Consider the following 15,976-nt stretch of genomic DNA (forward strand, 5'->3'; position numbering starts at 1 on the left):
ACAGAATGAGCGAATCGGGTCCCTTCCAACGGCCTTCGCCTGTCGTGTCTGTTTCCGGACGCGCATCCGCCGAGCGACATTGCGCTTATAGTTGAATGCGATCAATACGCAGGGAAGAACGATGAGCCGACGTATTTTAACCCTATTTGCTTCTCTGTGTGTGACCGCAGCTCTGGCGGGATGCAGCGATGGCGGCGAAAGCAGCAAGACCGCCGGCCAGGGTGCCGAGCGTCCGCCGTCTCCGGTCAGCATCATCGTTATGAAGAACAGCGAATATCCCCTGACCACGCTTCTTCCTGGCCGCGCCAGCGCGTTCCAGACGGCGGAAATCCGCCCGCGGGTGACCGGCATCATCCGCGAAATTCCCTTCAAGGAAGGCAGCGAAGTCAAGCAGGGCGACGTTCTCTACCAGATCGAGGACAACACCTATCTGGCGGAAGTGGCACAGGCCAAGGCAAGCGTCGCGAAGGCGGAAGCCAGCGTTCCGAGCGCCCAGGCGAACCTTGCCCGCTACGAGCGGCTGGTCAACAGCGGCGCGACGCAGATCGAATATGAAAACGCCAAGGTGACGCTGCTTCAGGCCGAAGCTGATGTGGCCCAGACCAAGGCGGCGCTGGAAACGGCGGAAATCAACCTCGATCTCACCAAGGTCCGCGCGCCTTTCGACGGCATTACCAGCGCAACCGCTTTCAGCATCGGCAACGTGGTGACGGCGAACCAGACCACGGCCTTGACGACGCTGCGCCGCATCGATCCGATCTATATCGACCTGATGGAATCCAGCATCAATCTTCTGCGTCTGAAGAAGGCGATCTCCTCCGGTCAGCTCGGTGGCGACACGAAGGAAACCGGCATTCACCTGACGCTGGAAGACGGAACCGAATACAAGCACGACGGCAAGATCGACATGTCAGACATGGCGGTGAGCGAAACCACCGGCACCTTCTCCATCCGCGCCCTCTTCGACAATCCGGACGATCTTCTGCTTCCCGGCACCTATGTCCGCGCCACGCTGACCATCGGCAAGGAAAAGGGCTTCCGCATTCCGCAGCGCGCGGCAAGCCGGAACGCCAATGGCGAGCTGACCGCAAAGTTCGTCTCGGCGGAAAACAAGGTGGAAACCCGCACCTTCCCATCCAGCCAGCAGTCAGGAAACGCCTGGCTGGTGACGGAAAACGTCAAGGATGGCGACAAGCTCATCGTCGACGGCTTCCAGTGGATTGCCGAAGGTGCGACGGTCGCACCGGTTGAAGTGACCATCGATGATCGCGGTATCGTCGTTCTGCCGCAGCAAGCTCCGCCTGCCGCCGCCCCCACGAAATAAGCATGAGCACGAAACCCTCGGTCGAAGCTCGTAAAAGGTAAGGCAGGACTGCCATGGCCCATTTCTTCATCCGGCGCCCCGTTTTTGCATGGGTTATCGCCATCGTCATCATGCTAGGCGGCGCATTGGCAATCGCGACGCTCTCCATCTCGCAATATCCCGATATTGCGCCGACGACGGTGCGTGTCAGCGCAACCTATAACGGCGCGAGCGCGGAGACCGTCGAAAAATCGGTGACAACCATCATCGAGGACGGCATGACCGGTCTCGACGACCTCACCTATATGACCTCGTCATCCTCTACGGGCAGCGCCGAAGTGACGCTGACCTTCGGCAACAGCATTCTGCCTGACATCGCGCAGGTCCAGGTTCAGAACAAGCTGCAGCTCGTCCAGTCGCAATTGCCCGACACCGTGCAGCAGCGCGGTATCCAGGTCAGCCGCTCCACATCGAGCATTCTGATGGTGGGCGCGTTGATCTCCACCGACGGCAAACGCAATTCGGCCGACCTTGGCGACGTGTTCTCTTCGCGTGTCGAAGACCAGATCAAGCGCCTCGAAGGCGTGGGCAGCATCAATGTCTTCGGTTCCGAATATGCGATGCGCATCTGGCTGGATCCATTCAAGCTCAATAAATACCAGCTGACCACGGCCGACGTTACCGGCGCCATCGAAAGCCAGAATACCCAGGTTTCGGTCGGCTCGCTCGGCGCAGTACCGGCCGTCAAGGGCCAGCAGCTGAACGTGACGGTGACGGCGCAGAGCCAGCTCACCACCGTCGCCGATTTCGAATCGGTCATCCTGAAAGTCGAAAAGGACGGCGCAACCGTCCGTCTCAGCGACGTCGCCCGCATCGAGATCGGCCAGGAAACCTATGGCGGCGATTCGCGTTCCAACGGCCGCCCTTCGGCCGGTTTCGCGGTCAACCTCGCCACGGGTGCAAACGCGCTCGACACGGCGGCACGCGTGAAAGCCGCCCTGACCAATGTCGAGGGCTCGCTGCCTGAGGGCGTTTCGATCGAATATCCCTATGACACGACGCCCTTCGTAAAGCTGTCGATCGAGAAAGTGGTGCATACGCTGATCGAGGCGATCATCCTCGTCTTCGTCGTGCTTCTGGTGTTCCTGCAAAACCTCAGGGCCACATTCATTCCGATGATCGCCGTGCCGGTCGTGCTTCTCGGCACCTTCGGCATCCTGGCGCTTACGGGCTATTCCATCAATACACTCACCATGTTCGCCATGGTTCTGGCCATCGGCCTTCTCGTCGACGATGCCATTGTCGTTGTCGAAAACGTCGAGCGTATCATGTCGGAAGAAGGCCTTTCACCGGTTGAAGCCACCGAGAAGTCGATGGGCGAGATCACCGGTGCAATCATCGGTATCGCGCTTGTCCTGACCGCCGTGTTCATCCCGATGGCCTTCTTCGGTGGATCGACCGGCATCATCTATCGCCAGTTCTCGATCACCATCGTTTCGGCCATGCTGCTTTCAGCAGTGGTCGCCATCGTTCTGACGCCGGCGCTTTGCGCTACGATGCTGAAGCCGATCGACCATAACAAAAAGCAGCGTGGTCCGGGTGCGTGGTTCAACCGCGGTTTCGGCAAGACGACGAACGGCTATGTTTCCTCCATCGGTTACCTGTTGAAGCGGCCCATGCGTGTCACGATCCTGTTCCTGATCGTCGTCGGCGGCTGCGCCTGGTTCTTTTCAAAACTGCCAAGCTCGTTCCTGCCGCAGGAAGACCAGGGCGTGCTGCTGACGATCATTCAGACACCGACCGGTTCGAACATCGAGCGCACCAACGAGGTGGTCAAGCAGGTCGAAAGCTACTTCCGCGAAAAAGAAGCTGCCAATGTCGAATCGGTTTTCGGCGTGCTGGGCTTCAGCTTCAGCGGTTCGGGCCAGAACAACGCCATCGTCTTCACCAAGCTCAAGGATTTCGCCGAACGAACCGCACCCGATCAACACGCCGGCGCCATCGTGCAGCGTGCCATGGGCACCTTCTTCGGTTTCCGTGATGCGCAGGTGTTCCCGCTTTTGCCGCCGGCAATTCAGGGCATGGGCACATCGAGCGGTTTCTCGATGTATCTCGTGGATAGCGGCCGCAATGGCACCGATGCTTTGACCGCCTCATCGAAGGAACTGATAGCGCTTGCGACGGGCAATCCTAAGATCAGCTCGCTCAGAAGCGACAGTCAGGACAATGAAACCCAGATGAAGATCGTTCTCGATCAGGAAAAGATGGGAGCCATGGGGGTCGATCTGTCCTCCGTGAACCTCATGCTGTCGACGATCTTTGCTGGCCGTGATGTCAATGACTTCACCCTGAACGGTGAACTCAAGCCTGTCTATGTGCAGGGTGATGCGCCCTATCGCATGCAGCCGGACGACCTGAAATATTGGTATGCCCGCAATACCACTGGCGAGATGGTGCCATTCTCCTCCTTCAGCGAGGTGAAGTGGATCAACGCGCCGCCGTCTCTTGCCCGCTTCAACGGTACAGGCGCGATCTCGCTTGAAGGCACCGCCGGCGCAGGCGTGGCCTCCGGTGAAGCCATGGACGAGATGGAACGCCTGACGGCAAGCATGCCTGGCGGTTACACCGTGGCATGGCAGGGCATTTCCTATCAGGAACGCCTTTCCGGCTCACAGGCGCCGATGCTTTACGCGCTGTCGGTTCTGATCGTGTTCCTTTGCCTTGCTGCCCTTTATGAAAGCTGGTCGATCCCGTTCTCGGTCATCCTGGCCGTGCCGGTCGGGGTCCTCGGTGCCTTGACGGCGGCCCATTTCTTCGGCCAGACGAACGACGTCTACTTCAAGGTGGGCCTGTTGACGACCATTGGCCTTGCCGCGAAAAACGCGATCCTGATCGTTGAGTTCGCCAAGGAGAGGCAGGAGCACGGGTTAGGTCTGGTGGAAGCGGCGCTGGAGGCGGCGAAGCTGCGCCTGCGTCCGATTATCATGACATCGCTCGCCTTCATCCTCGGCGTCGTGCCTCTCGCAATCGCAACCGGAGCGGGTTCCGCCGCGCAAAACGCAATCGGAATCGGGGTGCTGGGTGGTATGCTTTCTGCAACACTGCTCGGAATTTTCTTCGTTCCGTCCTTTTTCGTCATCATTCGTCGCCTTTCAAGGCGTTAACAAAACAAAAATGGGCTGTGCCAACCGTTAATACGCTGCTAGAAATATTGCCGATTTGGCAAATGCACGTTTCTACGGCATATCGACCGCGCAGCCCATTTGTCAGCAAGCCGCGCTCGGTAAGCCAACCAGAGAATTGGGAAAATTACATGCTGTCTATTCGCGCTACCCTTCCCCTGACAATGCTGCTGCTTTCAGGCTGCGTTGTCGGACCCGACCACAAGACGCCGGAAATTCAATTGCCGGGAAAGTTTGCGGAAGCCGGAAAAACCAGTAATGGCGACATTAGCACCGTTGCTTGGTGGACAGCCTTCAACGACAGCCGCCTGAACGGTTATGTTTCCACCGGCCTCAGCCAGAACCTGACGGTGATGCAGGCCATCGAACGCATCAACCAGGCGGAAGCCCAGGTGATCTCGGCCGGTGCGGGCGGTCTGCCCAGCCTGACGGCGCAGGGACAGCATACGACCAGCCAGACCAAGGGCAGCTATCGTGACGTCCCCGTCACCAATGCATCTTCCGGCAGCCTCAGCGTTTCCTGGCTGCTCGACCTCTTCGGCCGTTACCGCCGCGCCACGGAAAGCGCCAATGCATCGCTTGATGCCGCTTACTCCACCGTTGACGTTCAGCGCCTGACGCTGATTTCCTCGGTCGCCGCCGCCTATATCGACGTGCGCTATTATCAGGAACGTCTGGCGATTGCCCGACAGAACCTTTCTTCCCGTCGCGAAACGCTTGACCTGACCAAGCTGCAGCTTGAAGCAGGTGCGGCCTCGCGTCTCGATGTTGTTCAGTCCGAAGGTCTGGTCAATTCGACGCTATCCGAACTACCGGGCCTTGAAACCAACTTCCGCAAGGCGGCGCATCGCATCGCCACGCTGCTTGGTATGCCGGCTTCGTCGCTCATTGACGAACTGCAGAAGGGCGCACGCCAGCCTGTTGCCCGTAGCATTCCGCGCACCGGCATTCCGGCCGACCTCATTCGCAACCGTCCGGACATCCGTGTTGCCGAGCGTGAACTTGCGGCAGCAGTGGCAAAGATCGGCGTTGCTGAATCCCAGCTTTATCCGAGCATCGAACTCGGTGGCGCCATCACGCCAAGCTACAACTTCGTCAGCGGCGGCAGCAGGGGCTCGGCAAACGGCTGGTCCTTCGGCCCCAGCCTTGTTCTTCCGATCCTGGATGGCGGCAGCATCCGCGCCAATATCGATCTGGCCAATTCGCAGGCGCGTGAAGAATACCTTGTCTGGAAGCAGACGGTTCTGACTGCCGTGGAAGAAGTCGAAAACGCTCTGGCCGCCGTTAACCGCGACCAGCGTACGGCCGATGCGCTGCGCAGGACGGTGGCTTCCTACCAGGAAGCGCTGCAGCTCTCGACCGCCAGCTACCGCGACGGCGCGTCTTCGCTGCTCGACGTTCTCGATGCGCAGCGTCAGGTTTCCACGGCACAGGCAAATCTTGCCCAGGCCGTGCAGCAGACGGCGCAGGACTATGTGTCGCTGAACGTGGCGCTCGGCGGCGGTTATGCCGTTGGCCAGACCGCCGCGCCGAAGAAGCCGGCAGGCCCTACCGTTGCCGCCGCCAAGGGCATGTAACAGCGGCCCAAAAAGACAAACAAAAAAGCCCGCGTCTCGACGCGGGCTTTTTTGTTATTCAGGGCATAAAATAAAAAAAGCACCGGTCGCCCGGTGCTTTTTGTTTAACCTGCCGTCAGGCTCAGTTCTTGGCGCGCTCGACGTAGGAATTGTCTTCCGTGGCGATGACCACGCGGATACCGGCATCGATATGCGGCGGCACCATGGTGCGGATGCCGTTGGAGAGAATTGCCGGCTTGTAGGAAGAAGACGCCGTCTGGCCTTTCACAACCGGTTCGGTCTCCACGATTTCCAGCGTGACGTGGCGCGGCAGTTCGACCGCCAGCGGGTTGCCTTCGTGGATGGAAAGAACGCAGGTCATGCCTTCCTGAAGATAGGCCTTCTGATCGCCCATCGTATCGACATCGACAACCACCTGGTCGTAATTTTCCGGGTTCATGAAGTGGAAGCCTTCGCCGTCTTCATAAAGAAACTGGAAGTTCAGGTCTTCAACGAATGCCCGCTCGACCTGCTCGGTGGTGCGCCAGCGCTCGGATACCTTCGTGCCGTCAACGATGCGGCGCATATCCACCTGCGTGACCGGCGTGCCCTTGCCGGGGTGGAAGTTCTGCGCGGTAAGAACGACGTAAAGCTTGCCGTCCACGTCGAGAACATTGCCCTTGCGGACGGATGAGGCGATAACCTTGACCATATGACTTCCTTGTAACTCGATGAAATGCGTCGTAAAGGACTGCGCGGCAGCACAGGCCCCGGCAGACGTTTTGTCTTTTTTCTGGGGCGCAACTACCTTAAATCCGCGCGAATTGCCAGCCTTCTACAGCAATTCGCGGAAGAGTGCCTAGCGGTTTTCCGCCCGGAATTGCTTTAAATGATGCGATCAGGCGTTTTGCGAGGCGTTTCCCGCAGTCGGGCGCCGCAGAGAAGACGGAAAAGAAGAGACGATGCGCGCAAGCAACGAGACAATGTCGCCATGGTGGACACCGGATGTCCACGCCGACCGCCGCGCTTTTCTCCTTGGCCGCAACGCGATCCAGTCAGCATTTCGCGGCTATTTCGCCCGTGCCGATTTTCTCGAAGTCGACACCGCCACCCTGCAGGTTTCCCCCGGCAATGAAGCGCATCTGCACGCCTTTGCCACCGAGGGCCTGACGCCGGGCGGCGAGGCCGTGCCGCTTTATCTCCACACCTCGCCGGAATTTGCCTGCAAGAAACTGCTCGCCGCTGGTGAAAAACGTATTTCCTGTTTCGCCCATGTCTATCGGAACCGGGAAAGGGGCCCGCTGCACCACCCTGAATTTACCATGCTGGAATGGTATAGGGTCGGCGAAACCTATGAGAGCCTGATGAAGGACAGCGCCCATCTTCTGGCGCTGGCGGCCGAAACCACCAGGACAAAACATTTCACCTATCGCGGCCGCAGCGTCGATCCCTTCCTCGAACCGGAACGTCTGAGCGTTGCCGAGGCCTTCGAGCGTTATGCCGGAATTGATCTGCTGGCAACCATCAGCCGCAATGGTGAAACGGATGAGCGCCACCTGGCCGCGAGCCTCACCAATGCCGGCATCCGCGTGGCCGATGACGATACCTGGGCAGATATGTTCAGCCGCGTCATCGTCGAGCGCGTGGAGCCCGAACTCGGTTTCGGCCGCGCCACCATTCTTGATGAATATCCCACCAGCGAAGCGGCCCTTGCCCGTAAGTCTCCTGGGGATGCGCGGGTGGCGGAACGGTTCGAGCTTTATGCCTGCGGCGTGGAACTTGCCAATGCCTTCGGCGAATTGACCGATGCTGCCGAGCAACGGCGGCGTTTCGAGATGGAGATGGCCGAGAAACAGAGGGTCTATGGCGAAACCTATCCGCTGGATGAGGATTTCCTGGCGGCACTTGCAATCATGCCGCCGGCAAGCGGCATAGCACTCGGTTTCGACCGGCTGGTAATGCTGGCAACCGGTGCGCCCCGTATCGATCTCGTCATGTGGGCGCCCGTCGCGGAATATGGACGATGACAAGGCTTGAAACCATCAAGACACCGGAAGCGCTTCTCGAAGCGGGGCTGATCGAAGCCGAAGCGCTCGAGGGCCTGCGCGCGGTGACGCAGCGTTATGCGCTCGCCATCACACCAACGGTTGCCGGGCTGATGGACAGTCGCGATCCGCAGGATCCGATCGCCCGGCAATTCGTGCCTGATCTGGCCGAACTCGTTCATCTTCCCGAAGAACGCGACGACCCGATCGGCGATGACGCCCATAGCCCTGTCCACGGCATCGTTCACCGTTATCCCGACCGCGTGCTTTTAAAGGCAGTGCATGTCTGCCCGGTCTATTGCCGTTTCTGTTTCCGCCGCGAAATGGTCGGCCCGCAGGGCAACGGCATGATGAGCCCGGAAGAGCTGGATGCCGCATTCGCCTACATAAAGGCCAACCCGGCCATCTGGGAGGTCATCCTCACCGGCGGCGATCCTCTGGTTCTCTCACCGCGACGATTGTCGGACCTGATGAAACGCCTGCGGGACATCCCGCACGTCAAGATCGTCCGTTTCCATACCCGCGTGCCGGTTGTCGATCCCGATCGCATCGACGCGCCACTGATCGAGGCACTGAAGGCAAGCGGCAAGACCACCTATGTCGCCCTGCACGCCAATCACGCTCGCGAACTCGGCGACGCGGCCAGAGGCGCCTGCGCACGGTTGATCGATGCCGGCATCGCCATGGTCAGCCAGACCGTGCTTTTGAAGGGCATCAACGATGATCCGGCGGTTCTCACCGAATTGATGCGCAGCTTCGTCGAAAACCGCATCAAGCCCTATTATCTGCACCACCCCGATCTTGCTCCAGGCACAAGCCATTTCCGGCTGACGATCGAAGAGGGTCAGCGAATCGTTTCCGCCTTGCGGGGGCATGTCTCCGGTCTTTGTCAGCCGACCTACGTCCTCGACATTCCCGGCGGTCACGGCAAGGCAACGATCGGCCGAAATGCGGCCGAAAAAACGCGCGACGGCTGTTACTCTGTCTCAGACTTCAACGGAAACGATCATATTTACCCGCCGGCGGCATCCGGCAGCGATTAAAAAAAGCATAAAAAGCCCGCCACGCCGGGCTTTTCGCGGCGGCTTCCCACAAAAACAAAAATTTCACATTTCCGCCCCTCTCCTGTCATCATAAAGAAAAATATTCTACCTATAACAATCAGCATTGATTTTAGTGCTGGTCTGGATTATCAGTGTGGAACTGGAGAGCGAGTCTCCTGATTCCGGGCCAACACCAATACAGGGAGTGTATCATGTCAAAACATATCAACATTAACGCAATCCTTGGTCTTGAGTCCTGGAATGCTGGATTTAAATCCACGTGTTCCCGCTGCTGTCGAATGTGACCTGACGGTCTCAATTTCCTGAAAATCAGTTCGACAACATGCTGTGTTAATGAGCCACAGCGGGAGTATATTTATGCAAAAGCAAGTTATTGAATTCGCTGGCGAACCCGTCGGCATCGTCATACCGGACAACGACCGGCTGAAGTTCATCGCGGTGAAGTTCCACGTTCACGACCTGGACGAACAGAATTTCGACAGCGCCGATGACGTGCGGATCGCCATCCGCGATCTCGTGCGCAACCGGAATCTGGCCGCGGCCTGATGCGGGAAACCCGTCACTCGATCGCTGCCTCGTCCCCGTCAAAACCAAAGCGCGCCCAATATCGTATCCCGAACACCGGGTCGATGGCGCGCTTTTAGTATATCAATTCGTCCGCCTAGCTGGCCGTAAGCCATTCAGGGCGTATTAAAAGTTCTGATGCAGTGAGCTTAAAAAAGCGCCTCCGAATCGCGATTGGCCTCTAATCAGGATTCGTATACGGCCTTCCTGGCGCTGCAAACTCTTCCCTCATTCCTTTTGCCCGCAGCAAGCCTTAAGGCTGCTGCTCGCCGCCAAGTCCTTGAACTGAAAAGACCTTCTCTCCGCACGGATGCACGGTCGAAGGCCGGACATACAGTCAGAACGCGGTGAAGGTCAGCGTCGTCAGCGAGCGGACGATACCTGGAATATTGACGATGTTCTCGTTGATGAATTTGCCGATATCCTCTTCCTGCGGAAGATAGATTTTCAGCATCAGATCATATTCGCCGCTGGTGGAATAAAGCTCCGAAACCAGTTCGGTTTTATAAATGGCGTCGGCGACATCATAGGTCTTGCCGGGCACGCATTGAAGCTGAACAAAAATGGGCTTCACGGACATCTCCCGTATTGGAACTTGCGGTGCGTGGCGCCGTCCGCCACACGTCATGGCGCACTATTGGCTTAGCCGCGCCGCTCTTGCAAGACCGAGCCCCGGTTTACGCCGAAAAGTCTTCGCCGCCGCCATCTCTGCCGATTGCAGCCTGAGAAACGATCCAGCGTCGGAAACTTTCGAGTGGCGGATAGCTGGCGCGATCCGGCATGCAGGCAAGATAATAGGCCTCGTCGCTTTCCACTTCCCCCGGAACGGCCGCGACCAGACGGCCGCTTCGCAATTCCTCCTCGATCATGAAGGAAGGCACAAGCGAAGCCCCGACGCCAGCGCTCGCCGCCTCGGCAATCGTCGTGAACTGATCGAACAGCATGCCATGCACATTGTCGAAACGCACATCATGGCTGCGAAACCATTGTTCCCAGGCGTCCGGCCGGGTTGTCATGTGCAGCAGCGGCACATGCAGCAGATCATCCGGCCGAGAAAGCCCGTGACGTTCCTTGAAAGCCGGGCTGCACACCGGAATGACTTTTTCATGCATCAGGAAAACCAGCTCGGTGCCCGGCCAATGCGGCAATCCGAAATGGATCGCCGCATCGACGGTATCGGTGCGGAAGTCGAACAGCGACGACCGCGTCAGAAGATTAACGGAAACGCCGGGATGCCGGGCGATGAAATCCGGAAGGCGCGGCACCAGCCAGCGCGTGCCGAAGCTGGGCAGGACACCGAGATTGAGCGTGCCGCCATCCGGATTGGCGCGCAGGTTGAGCGACGCCGTCGAAATACGCCGCAAAGCCTCGCGGATTTCCCGCGCATAACCTTCCCCCGCCCGGGTCAACCGGATGGTCTGCCGTTCACGCAGAAACAGCGCCACGCCAAGCTGCTCTTCAAGCGCCAGAATCTGCCGGCTGACCGCACCCTGTGTCAGGCCCAGCTCCCTTGCCGCAGCCGTAACGCTACCGGTGCGCGAGGCGGCCTCGAAGGCTGCCAGCAGCGAAAGCGACGGCAGAAAACGGCGCGGCGGCAGGACCATATTCCCTCACGGAATGAACTCTTGACGATATGTCGATATTCAACAGACGGAGTGGTTTGTAAAGTCTCATAAACAAGGGCTTGTCACTCATACGCAAATCAAATGAACTCGCCCGCAATATGGTGGAACGATGTACAACGACCCCCGCTCGCATGGCCTCTGGGAAAAGACCGCGCCGCAGCCGCCCGTGACGCCTGCACTGCAAGGGGATGCGGTTGCCGACGTCGTGGTTGTCGGCGGTGGTTTCACCGGACAATCCGCCGCGCTGCATCTTGCCGAACGCGGTCTGGACGTCGTTCTGCTGGAAGCGAAAGAGATCGGTTTCGGCGGCGCGGGGCGCAATGTCGGCCTCATCAATGGCGGCATGTGGGTCATGCCCAAAGAGCTTCCCGATGTGCTGGGTGAAACTTACGGCGAACGGCTTCTCGATCTTCTGGGCGATGCCCCGCTTCTGGTGCGTGAGCTGGTGGAAAAACACGGCATCCCCTGCGAGATCGAGAAAAACGGTACGCTGCATTGCGCCGTCGGCGAAAAAGGGCTCGCCGAAATCCGCGAGCGCTGCGCGCAATGGTCGGCAAGGGGCGCGCCCGTTCGTGTTCTCGACGCCGAGGAAACGGCGAGGCATATCGGCAGCAACGCCTATTCCGGTGCGCTTCTCGACAGCCGCGCCGGCACGATCCAGCCGCTGGCCTATGTTCGTGGCCTTGCTGGCGCGGCACAGAAGGCCGGCGTCCGGCTGCATACGGCAAGCCCGGTCATCGACACCGGCCGCAACGGCGCAAAATGGGTGGTGAAAACCGCTGAAGGATCGGTGACGGCAAAATGGATTGTCGTCGCAACCGAGGCCTACAGCACCGGCCCCTGGCGGATCATCCGCGAGGAACAGGTTTACCTGCCCTATTTCAATTTCGCGACAAGGCCGCTCAGCGACAATCTGCAGAAAAGCATCCTGCCCGGCCGGCAAGGCTGCTGGGATACGAAGGAAATCCTTTCATCCTTCCGCATGGACAAGGCCGGTCGGCTCGTCTTCGGCAGTGTCGGTGCGCTGCGTGGCACCGGCGCCGCCATCCATCGTGCCTGGGCGAAACGCTCGCTGAAGCGGCTTTTCCCGCAGCTGGGCGATGCGGAATTCGAATGTGAGTGGTACGGCCAGATCGGCATGACGGACAATGCCGTGCCGCGCTTCCACAAATTTGCGGATAATGTCGTCGGCTTCTCGGGTTACAACGGCCGCGGCATCGCGCCGGGCACGGCCTTCGGCAAAGTGATTGCGCAGCATATTCTCGGCGAAATCGCCGAAGCCGATCTGCCCTTGCCGGTAACGGAGCCGAAAGCACAGGCTTTTCGCGCGGTGAAGGAAGCCTATTACGAGGCGGGCGCGCAGATCGCCCATTTCGCCGGCGAGCGATTTTGACTCAAGCTGCCGACTCGACGACATCCTTGGGCTTGTCCCAAGGATCCAATCACGTCGCATTAAAATGACACGTCACAGATGCTCGGGACAAGCCCGAGCATGACGAAGCCAGAATTTTCAGCTTAACCATCTCCTCACAAAGACATCCGCAGCCGCGCTTTCCCCACCTCATCGATATATCCTTGAAAATATAATGATTGCCCTATAGGCCTATCGTTATATTCATCAGAATATATCTAACCGGGGACAAACCATGAGACTTATGCGCCGCAGCTTCTTCAAAACCATTGCCGCCGCCACATCCTTCTGGGTGGTGGCCTCCTTCATGGCTGCTCCGGCCCATGCCGCCGAAAAGGTTACAGTTTTTGCCGCCGCGAGCATGAAAAACGCGCTCGACGCCATCAATGCCGAATGGGCGAAGGAAAGCGGCAACGAGGCGACGGCTTCTTATGCCGCAAGCTCGGCGCTCGCCAAGCAGATCGAGCAGGGCGCACCGGCGGATATTTTCATCTCTGCCGACCTCGCATGGATGGACTATGTCGCCGACAAGAAGCTGATCAATGCCGACAGCCGCTCCAACCTTCTCGGCAACCGCATCGTTCTCGTGGCGCCTGCCGACAAGGCAAAGCCGGTCGAGATCAAGCAGGGCTTCGATCTTGCGGCTCTCGTGGGCGATGGCCGCCTCGCCATGGGCGCGGTCGATTCCGTTCCCGCAGGCAAATACGGCAAGGCCGCACTGGAAAAGCTCGGCGTCTGGTCTTCGGTCGAAAAGAAAGTCGCCGGCGCGGAAAGCGTTCGCGCCGCCCTGCTGCTCGTCTCGCGCGGCGAAGCGCCCTACGGCATAGTTTACCAGACCGACGCCGCCGCTGATCCCGGCGTGAAGATCGTCGGCGCCTTCCCGGAAGACAGCCACCCGCCGATCATCTATCCGGTCGCCATTCTCTCGGAAGCAAAATCGCCGGCAGCGAAGTCCTATCTGGATTTCCTGAAGTCCGCGAAAGCGACGCCTTTCTTCGAAAAGCAAGGCTTTACCGTTTTGAAATAAGCTTGCTCCAGGCCCGCTTCCCGGCGGGGCATGAAACATGATGATTGCAGGATATGGCATTGCATTGGTGGACACTCAGCGCTGAAGAATGGACGGCAATCAGGCTCAGCCTGTGGGTGTCCTCCATCGCCATGTTTGCCAGCCTGCCCTTCGGCATAGCGGTGGCCGTGGCGCTGGCGCGCGGCCGCTTCTGGGGCAAATCGCTGCTCAACGACATTGTCCACCTGCCCCTCATTCTGCCACCAGTCGTCACCGGCTTTCTGCTACTCGTTCTCTTCGGCCGCAGAGGTGCGATCGGTCAATTTCTCGATAGTTGGTTCGGCATCGTCTTTTCCTTTCGCTGGACAGGGGCGGCACTTGCCTGCGCCGTCATGGCCTTTCCGCTGATGGTCCGCTCCATTCGTCTCTCCATCGAAGCGGTGGACCGTAAGCTGGAAGAGGCGGCGGGGACATTGGGGGCAAGCCCGCTCTGGGTGTTCCTCACCGTCACCCTGCCCCTGACCCTGCCCGGCATCATCGCCGGCATGATCCTCGCTTTCGCCAAGGCCATGGGCGAATTCGGCGCGACCATCACCTTCGTTTCAAACATTCCGGGCGAGACCCAGACGCTGTCCGCCGCCATCTACACCTTCACACAGGTCCCGGGCGGTGATGCCGGCGCATTGCGCCTCACCATCGTTTCGGTCGTGATTTCCATGCTTGCCCTGCTCGTCTCGGAGTTTCTGGCCCGCATCATCGGGAAAAGGGTGAGCATGGAATGACACTTTCAGTCTCCACCCGTCACCGCCTCGGCACCTTCGAACTCGACGCATCCTTCACCTCCGAAGGCGGCGTCACTGCGCTGTTCGGACGTTCCGGCTCCGGCAAGACATCGATGATCCGCATCATTGCCGGCCTGCTGCGGCCGGATGAAGGACAGGTTTCACTCGATGGCGAATTGCTGGCCGATAGTGGGAAGCGCCTGTTTCTGCCGGCCCATAAGCGTCGCTTCGGTTATGTCTTTCAGGAGGCACGGCTCTTCCCGCATCTCAGCGTCGCGCAGAACCTGCGATACGGCAGATGGTTCGCCGCAGGCAAAGGCACAAATACGAATGACGACCGCATCATCGACATGCTCGGCATCGGCCATCTTCTGCAGCGCCACCCGAACAGGCTGTCGGGCGGGGAAAAACAGCGTGTCGCCATTGGCCGCGCGCTGCTTTCCTCCCCAAGACTGCTGCTGATGGACGAACCGCTCGCCTCGCTGGATGAGCAGCGGAAGGCCGAGATCATTCCCTATCTCGAGCGGCTGCGCGACGAGACGAAAATTCCGATCGTTTATGTCAGCCATTCCATCCAGGAAGTCGCCCGCCTTGCAGACCGCATCGTGGTGATGAAAGACGGCAAGGTGGAGGCGGAAGGAAAAGCGGCCGAGGTGCTGTCGAGACCCGATTTCAGCACCCATCTCGAGTGGCGGGAAGCGGGCAGCATCCTTTCAGGAAACATCGAAAGCTTCGATGAACGGCATGGCCTTGCCGCCGTCCGGCTCAGCACGGCGTTACTGCAGGTTCCAGCAAAGAAGGCAACGCCGGACAGCCCCGCGCGGGTGCTGATACCGGCCCGCGATGTCATGCTGGCTCTGGTAAAACCCGAGGGCCTCAGCGCGCTCAACATTCTCGAAGGCCATGTCGCCAATGTCTCGGAGAGCGAGGACGGAATGGTGACGATCCTGGTGGATTGCAGCGGCGATATCATCCAGTCGCGCATCACCGACCTGTCGCGCGAACGGCTGCATCTGGAGCCCGGAAAACCGGTGCATGCGATCATAAAGTCGGCGGCTCTCGATCCCTATTGAGCGCATCATCAGGGTTACGGTTGGCCTCCAGCCAGTCGATATCCCCGCGCAGAGCCTCGTTCATCCGCTCCTCCATGCCACGATAACGCTCCAGCAATTCGGCGCCAAAAGCGGTGAGCGCAGCGCCTCCCCCCTGCTTGCCGCCGCGCTGTGATTCGATTACCGGGTGCCTGAACATGTGGTTCAGCGCATCCACCAGCAGCCATGCGCGGCGATAGGACATATCCATCGCCCGACCGGCGGCGGAGATCGATCCGGTCTCGGCAATCAATTCCATCAACTCGACCTTGCCGTGGCCCAGACGCTCCCCCGGCGGAAAATCGATGCGGAGAACGGATTTCAGCAGCGGGCGTGTCTCGCTCATG

14 protein-coding genes are annotated in these 15,976 nt (G+C 59.4%); 10 read left to right on the forward strand and 4 right to left on the reverse strand.

The features are described 5' to 3' along the window. Positions 1 to 121: 121 nt before the first annotated feature. From CFBP5499_RS11950 to CFBP5499_RS11960, 3 genes are all read left to right on the forward strand, one after another. Complete coding sequence (locus CFBP5499_RS11950) at positions 122 to 1,324, forward strand: efflux RND transporter periplasmic adaptor subunit (RefSeq protein WP_080827206.1); 1,203 nt, start codon at positions 122 to 124, stop codon at positions 1,322 to 1,324. Positions 1,325 to 1,377: 53 nt separating this feature from the next. Beyond that, positions 1,378 to 4,467, forward strand: coding sequence for an efflux RND transporter permease subunit (locus CFBP5499_RS11955; protein ID WP_080827205.1), 3,090 nt, complete (start codon positions 1,378 to 1,380; stop codon positions 4,465 to 4,467). Positions 4,468 to 4,616: 149 nt separating this feature from the next. Beyond that, positions 4,617 to 6,062, forward strand: coding sequence for an efflux transporter outer membrane subunit (locus tag CFBP5499_RS11960; RefSeq protein WP_080827204.1), 1,446 nt, complete (start codon positions 4,617 to 4,619; stop codon positions 6,060 to 6,062). Between the two features lie 121 nt (positions 6,063 to 6,183). Here CFBP5499_RS11960 and efp read toward each other — a convergent pair whose 3' ends face one another. Further along, positions 6,184 to 6,753: an elongation factor P gene (gene efp, locus CFBP5499_RS11965; protein ID WP_080827203.1), complete on the reverse strand. Its 570-nt coding sequence runs from the start codon at positions 6,751 to 6,753 to the stop codon at positions 6,184 to 6,186. A 250-nt stretch (positions 6,754 to 7,003) separates the two neighbouring features. On the opposite strand from efp, the gene epmA reads away from it, so the two are divergent. From epmA to CFBP5499_RS11980, 3 genes are all read left to right on the forward strand, one after another. Then, on the forward strand, positions 7,004 to 8,068 hold the full coding sequence (epmA, locus tag CFBP5499_RS11970) for an EF-P lysine aminoacylase EpmA (protein WP_080827202.1): 1,065 nt from the start codon (positions 7,004 to 7,006) through the stop codon (positions 8,066 to 8,068). Continuing rightward, positions 8,065 to 9,129: a lysine-2,3-aminomutase-like protein gene (locus CFBP5499_RS11975; protein ID WP_080827201.1), complete on the forward strand. Its 1,065-nt coding sequence runs from the start codon at positions 8,065 to 8,067 to the stop codon at positions 9,127 to 9,129. Before epmA ends, CFBP5499_RS11975 begins: the two co-directional genes overlap by 4 nt. 378 nt (positions 9,130 to 9,507) lie before the next feature. Further along, the gene (locus CFBP5499_RS11980) at positions 9,508 to 9,696 is read left to right on the forward strand and encodes a hypothetical protein (RefSeq protein ID WP_080827200.1); all 189 of its coding nucleotides are present in this window, start codon (positions 9,508 to 9,510) and stop codon (positions 9,694 to 9,696) included. 355 nt (positions 9,697 to 10,051) lie between these two features. Here CFBP5499_RS11980 and CFBP5499_RS11985 read toward each other — a convergent pair whose 3' ends face one another. Both CFBP5499_RS11985 and CFBP5499_RS11990 read right to left on the reverse strand, forming a co-directional pair. Continuing rightward, positions 10,052 to 10,288: an Lrp/AsnC ligand binding domain-containing protein gene (locus CFBP5499_RS11985; RefSeq protein ID WP_080827578.1), complete on the reverse strand. Its 237-nt coding sequence runs from the start codon at positions 10,286 to 10,288 to the stop codon at positions 10,052 to 10,054. 103 nt (positions 10,289 to 10,391) lie between these two features. Beyond that, complete coding sequence (locus CFBP5499_RS11990; protein WP_080827199.1) at positions 10,392 to 11,318, reverse strand: LysR family transcriptional regulator; 927 nt, start codon at positions 11,316 to 11,318, stop codon at positions 10,392 to 10,394. Between the two features lie 130 nt (positions 11,319 to 11,448). Here CFBP5499_RS11990 and CFBP5499_RS11995 point away from each other — a divergent pair, with 130 nt between their 5' ends. From CFBP5499_RS11995 to modC, 4 genes are all read left to right on the forward strand, one after another. Beyond that, entirely contained in the window at positions 11,449 to 12,732 is a 1,284-nt protein-coding gene (locus CFBP5499_RS11995; RefSeq protein WP_080827198.1) for an NAD(P)/FAD-dependent oxidoreductase, read from the forward strand. A 253-nt stretch (positions 12,733 to 12,985) separates the two neighbouring features. Further along, positions 12,986 to 13,777 carry a molybdate ABC transporter substrate-binding protein gene (gene modA / locus CFBP5499_RS12000; protein WP_080827197.1) on the forward strand — a complete coding sequence of 264 codons (792 nt, stop codon included), beginning with the start codon at positions 12,986 to 12,988 and terminating at the stop codon, positions 13,775 to 13,777. A gap of 53 nt (positions 13,778 to 13,830) precedes the next feature. Further along, entirely contained in the window at positions 13,831 to 14,538 is a 708-nt protein-coding gene (gene modB / locus CFBP5499_RS12005; RefSeq protein WP_080827196.1) for a molybdate ABC transporter permease subunit, read from the forward strand. Further along, positions 14,535 to 15,611 carry a molybdenum ABC transporter ATP-binding protein gene (gene modC, locus CFBP5499_RS12010; RefSeq protein WP_080827195.1) on the forward strand — a complete coding sequence of 359 codons (1,077 nt, stop codon included), beginning with the start codon at positions 14,535 to 14,537 and terminating at the stop codon, positions 15,609 to 15,611. Before modB ends, modC begins: the two co-directional genes overlap by 4 nt. Here the strand turns inward: modC and CFBP5499_RS12015 are convergent. Next, positions 15,580 to 15,975, reverse strand: a complete 396-nt coding sequence (locus CFBP5499_RS12015; RefSeq protein WP_080827577.1) for a winged helix-turn-helix domain-containing protein — start codon at positions 15,973 to 15,975, stop codon at positions 15,580 to 15,582. The two genes, modC and CFBP5499_RS12015, sit on opposite strands and share 32 nt — an antisense overlap. Position 15,976 lies beyond the last annotated feature (1 nt).

It is taken from the genome of Agrobacterium tumefaciens (assembly GCF_005221325.1).
Taxonomy (GTDB): Bacteria; Pseudomonadota; Alphaproteobacteria; order Rhizobiales; family Rhizobiaceae; genus Agrobacterium.

Bases quoted from the DNA above. Each gene is read 5' to 3' on its own strand.
- CFBP5499_RS11950 (WP_080827206.1), top strand. From the start codon at position 122: ATGAGCCGACGTATTTTAACCCTATTTGCTTCTCTGTGTGTGACCGCA.
- CFBP5499_RS11955 (WP_080827205.1), top strand. From the start codon at position 1,378: ATGGCCCATTTCTTCATCCGGCGCCCCGTTTTTGCATGGGTTATCGCC.
- CFBP5499_RS11960 (WP_080827204.1), top strand. From the start codon at position 4,617: ATGCTGTCTATTCGCGCTACCCTTCCCCTGACAATGCTGCTGCTTTCA.
- efp (WP_080827203.1), bottom strand. From the start codon at position 6,753: ATGGTCAAGGTTATCGCCTCATCCGTCCGCAAGGGCAATGTTCTCGAC.
- epmA (WP_080827202.1), top strand. From the start codon at position 7,004: ATGCGCGCAAGCAACGAGACAATGTCGCCATGGTGGACACCGGATGTC.
- CFBP5499_RS11975 (WP_080827201.1), top strand. From the start codon at position 8,065: ATGACAAGGCTTGAAACCATCAAGACACCGGAAGCGCTTCTCGAAGCG.
- CFBP5499_RS11980 (WP_080827200.1), top strand. From the start codon at position 9,508: ATGCAAAAGCAAGTTATTGAATTCGCTGGCGAACCCGTCGGCATCGTC.
- CFBP5499_RS11990 (WP_080827199.1), bottom strand. From the start codon at position 11,318: ATGGTCCTGCCGCCGCGCCGTTTTCTGCCGTCGCTTTCGCTGCTGGCA.
- CFBP5499_RS11995 (WP_080827198.1), top strand. From the start codon at position 11,449: ATGTACAACGACCCCCGCTCGCATGGCCTCTGGGAAAAGACCGCGCCG.
- modA (WP_080827197.1), top strand. From the start codon at position 12,986: ATGAGACTTATGCGCCGCAGCTTCTTCAAAACCATTGCCGCCGCCACA.
- modB (WP_080827196.1), top strand. From the start codon at position 13,831: ATGGCATTGCATTGGTGGACACTCAGCGCTGAAGAATGGACGGCAATC.
- modC (WP_080827195.1), top strand. From the start codon at position 14,535: ATGACACTTTCAGTCTCCACCCGTCACCGCCTCGGCACCTTCGAACTC.
- CFBP5499_RS12015 (WP_080827577.1), bottom strand. From the start codon at position 15,975: ATGAGCGAGACACGCCCGCTGCTGAAATCCGTTCTCCGCATCGATTTT.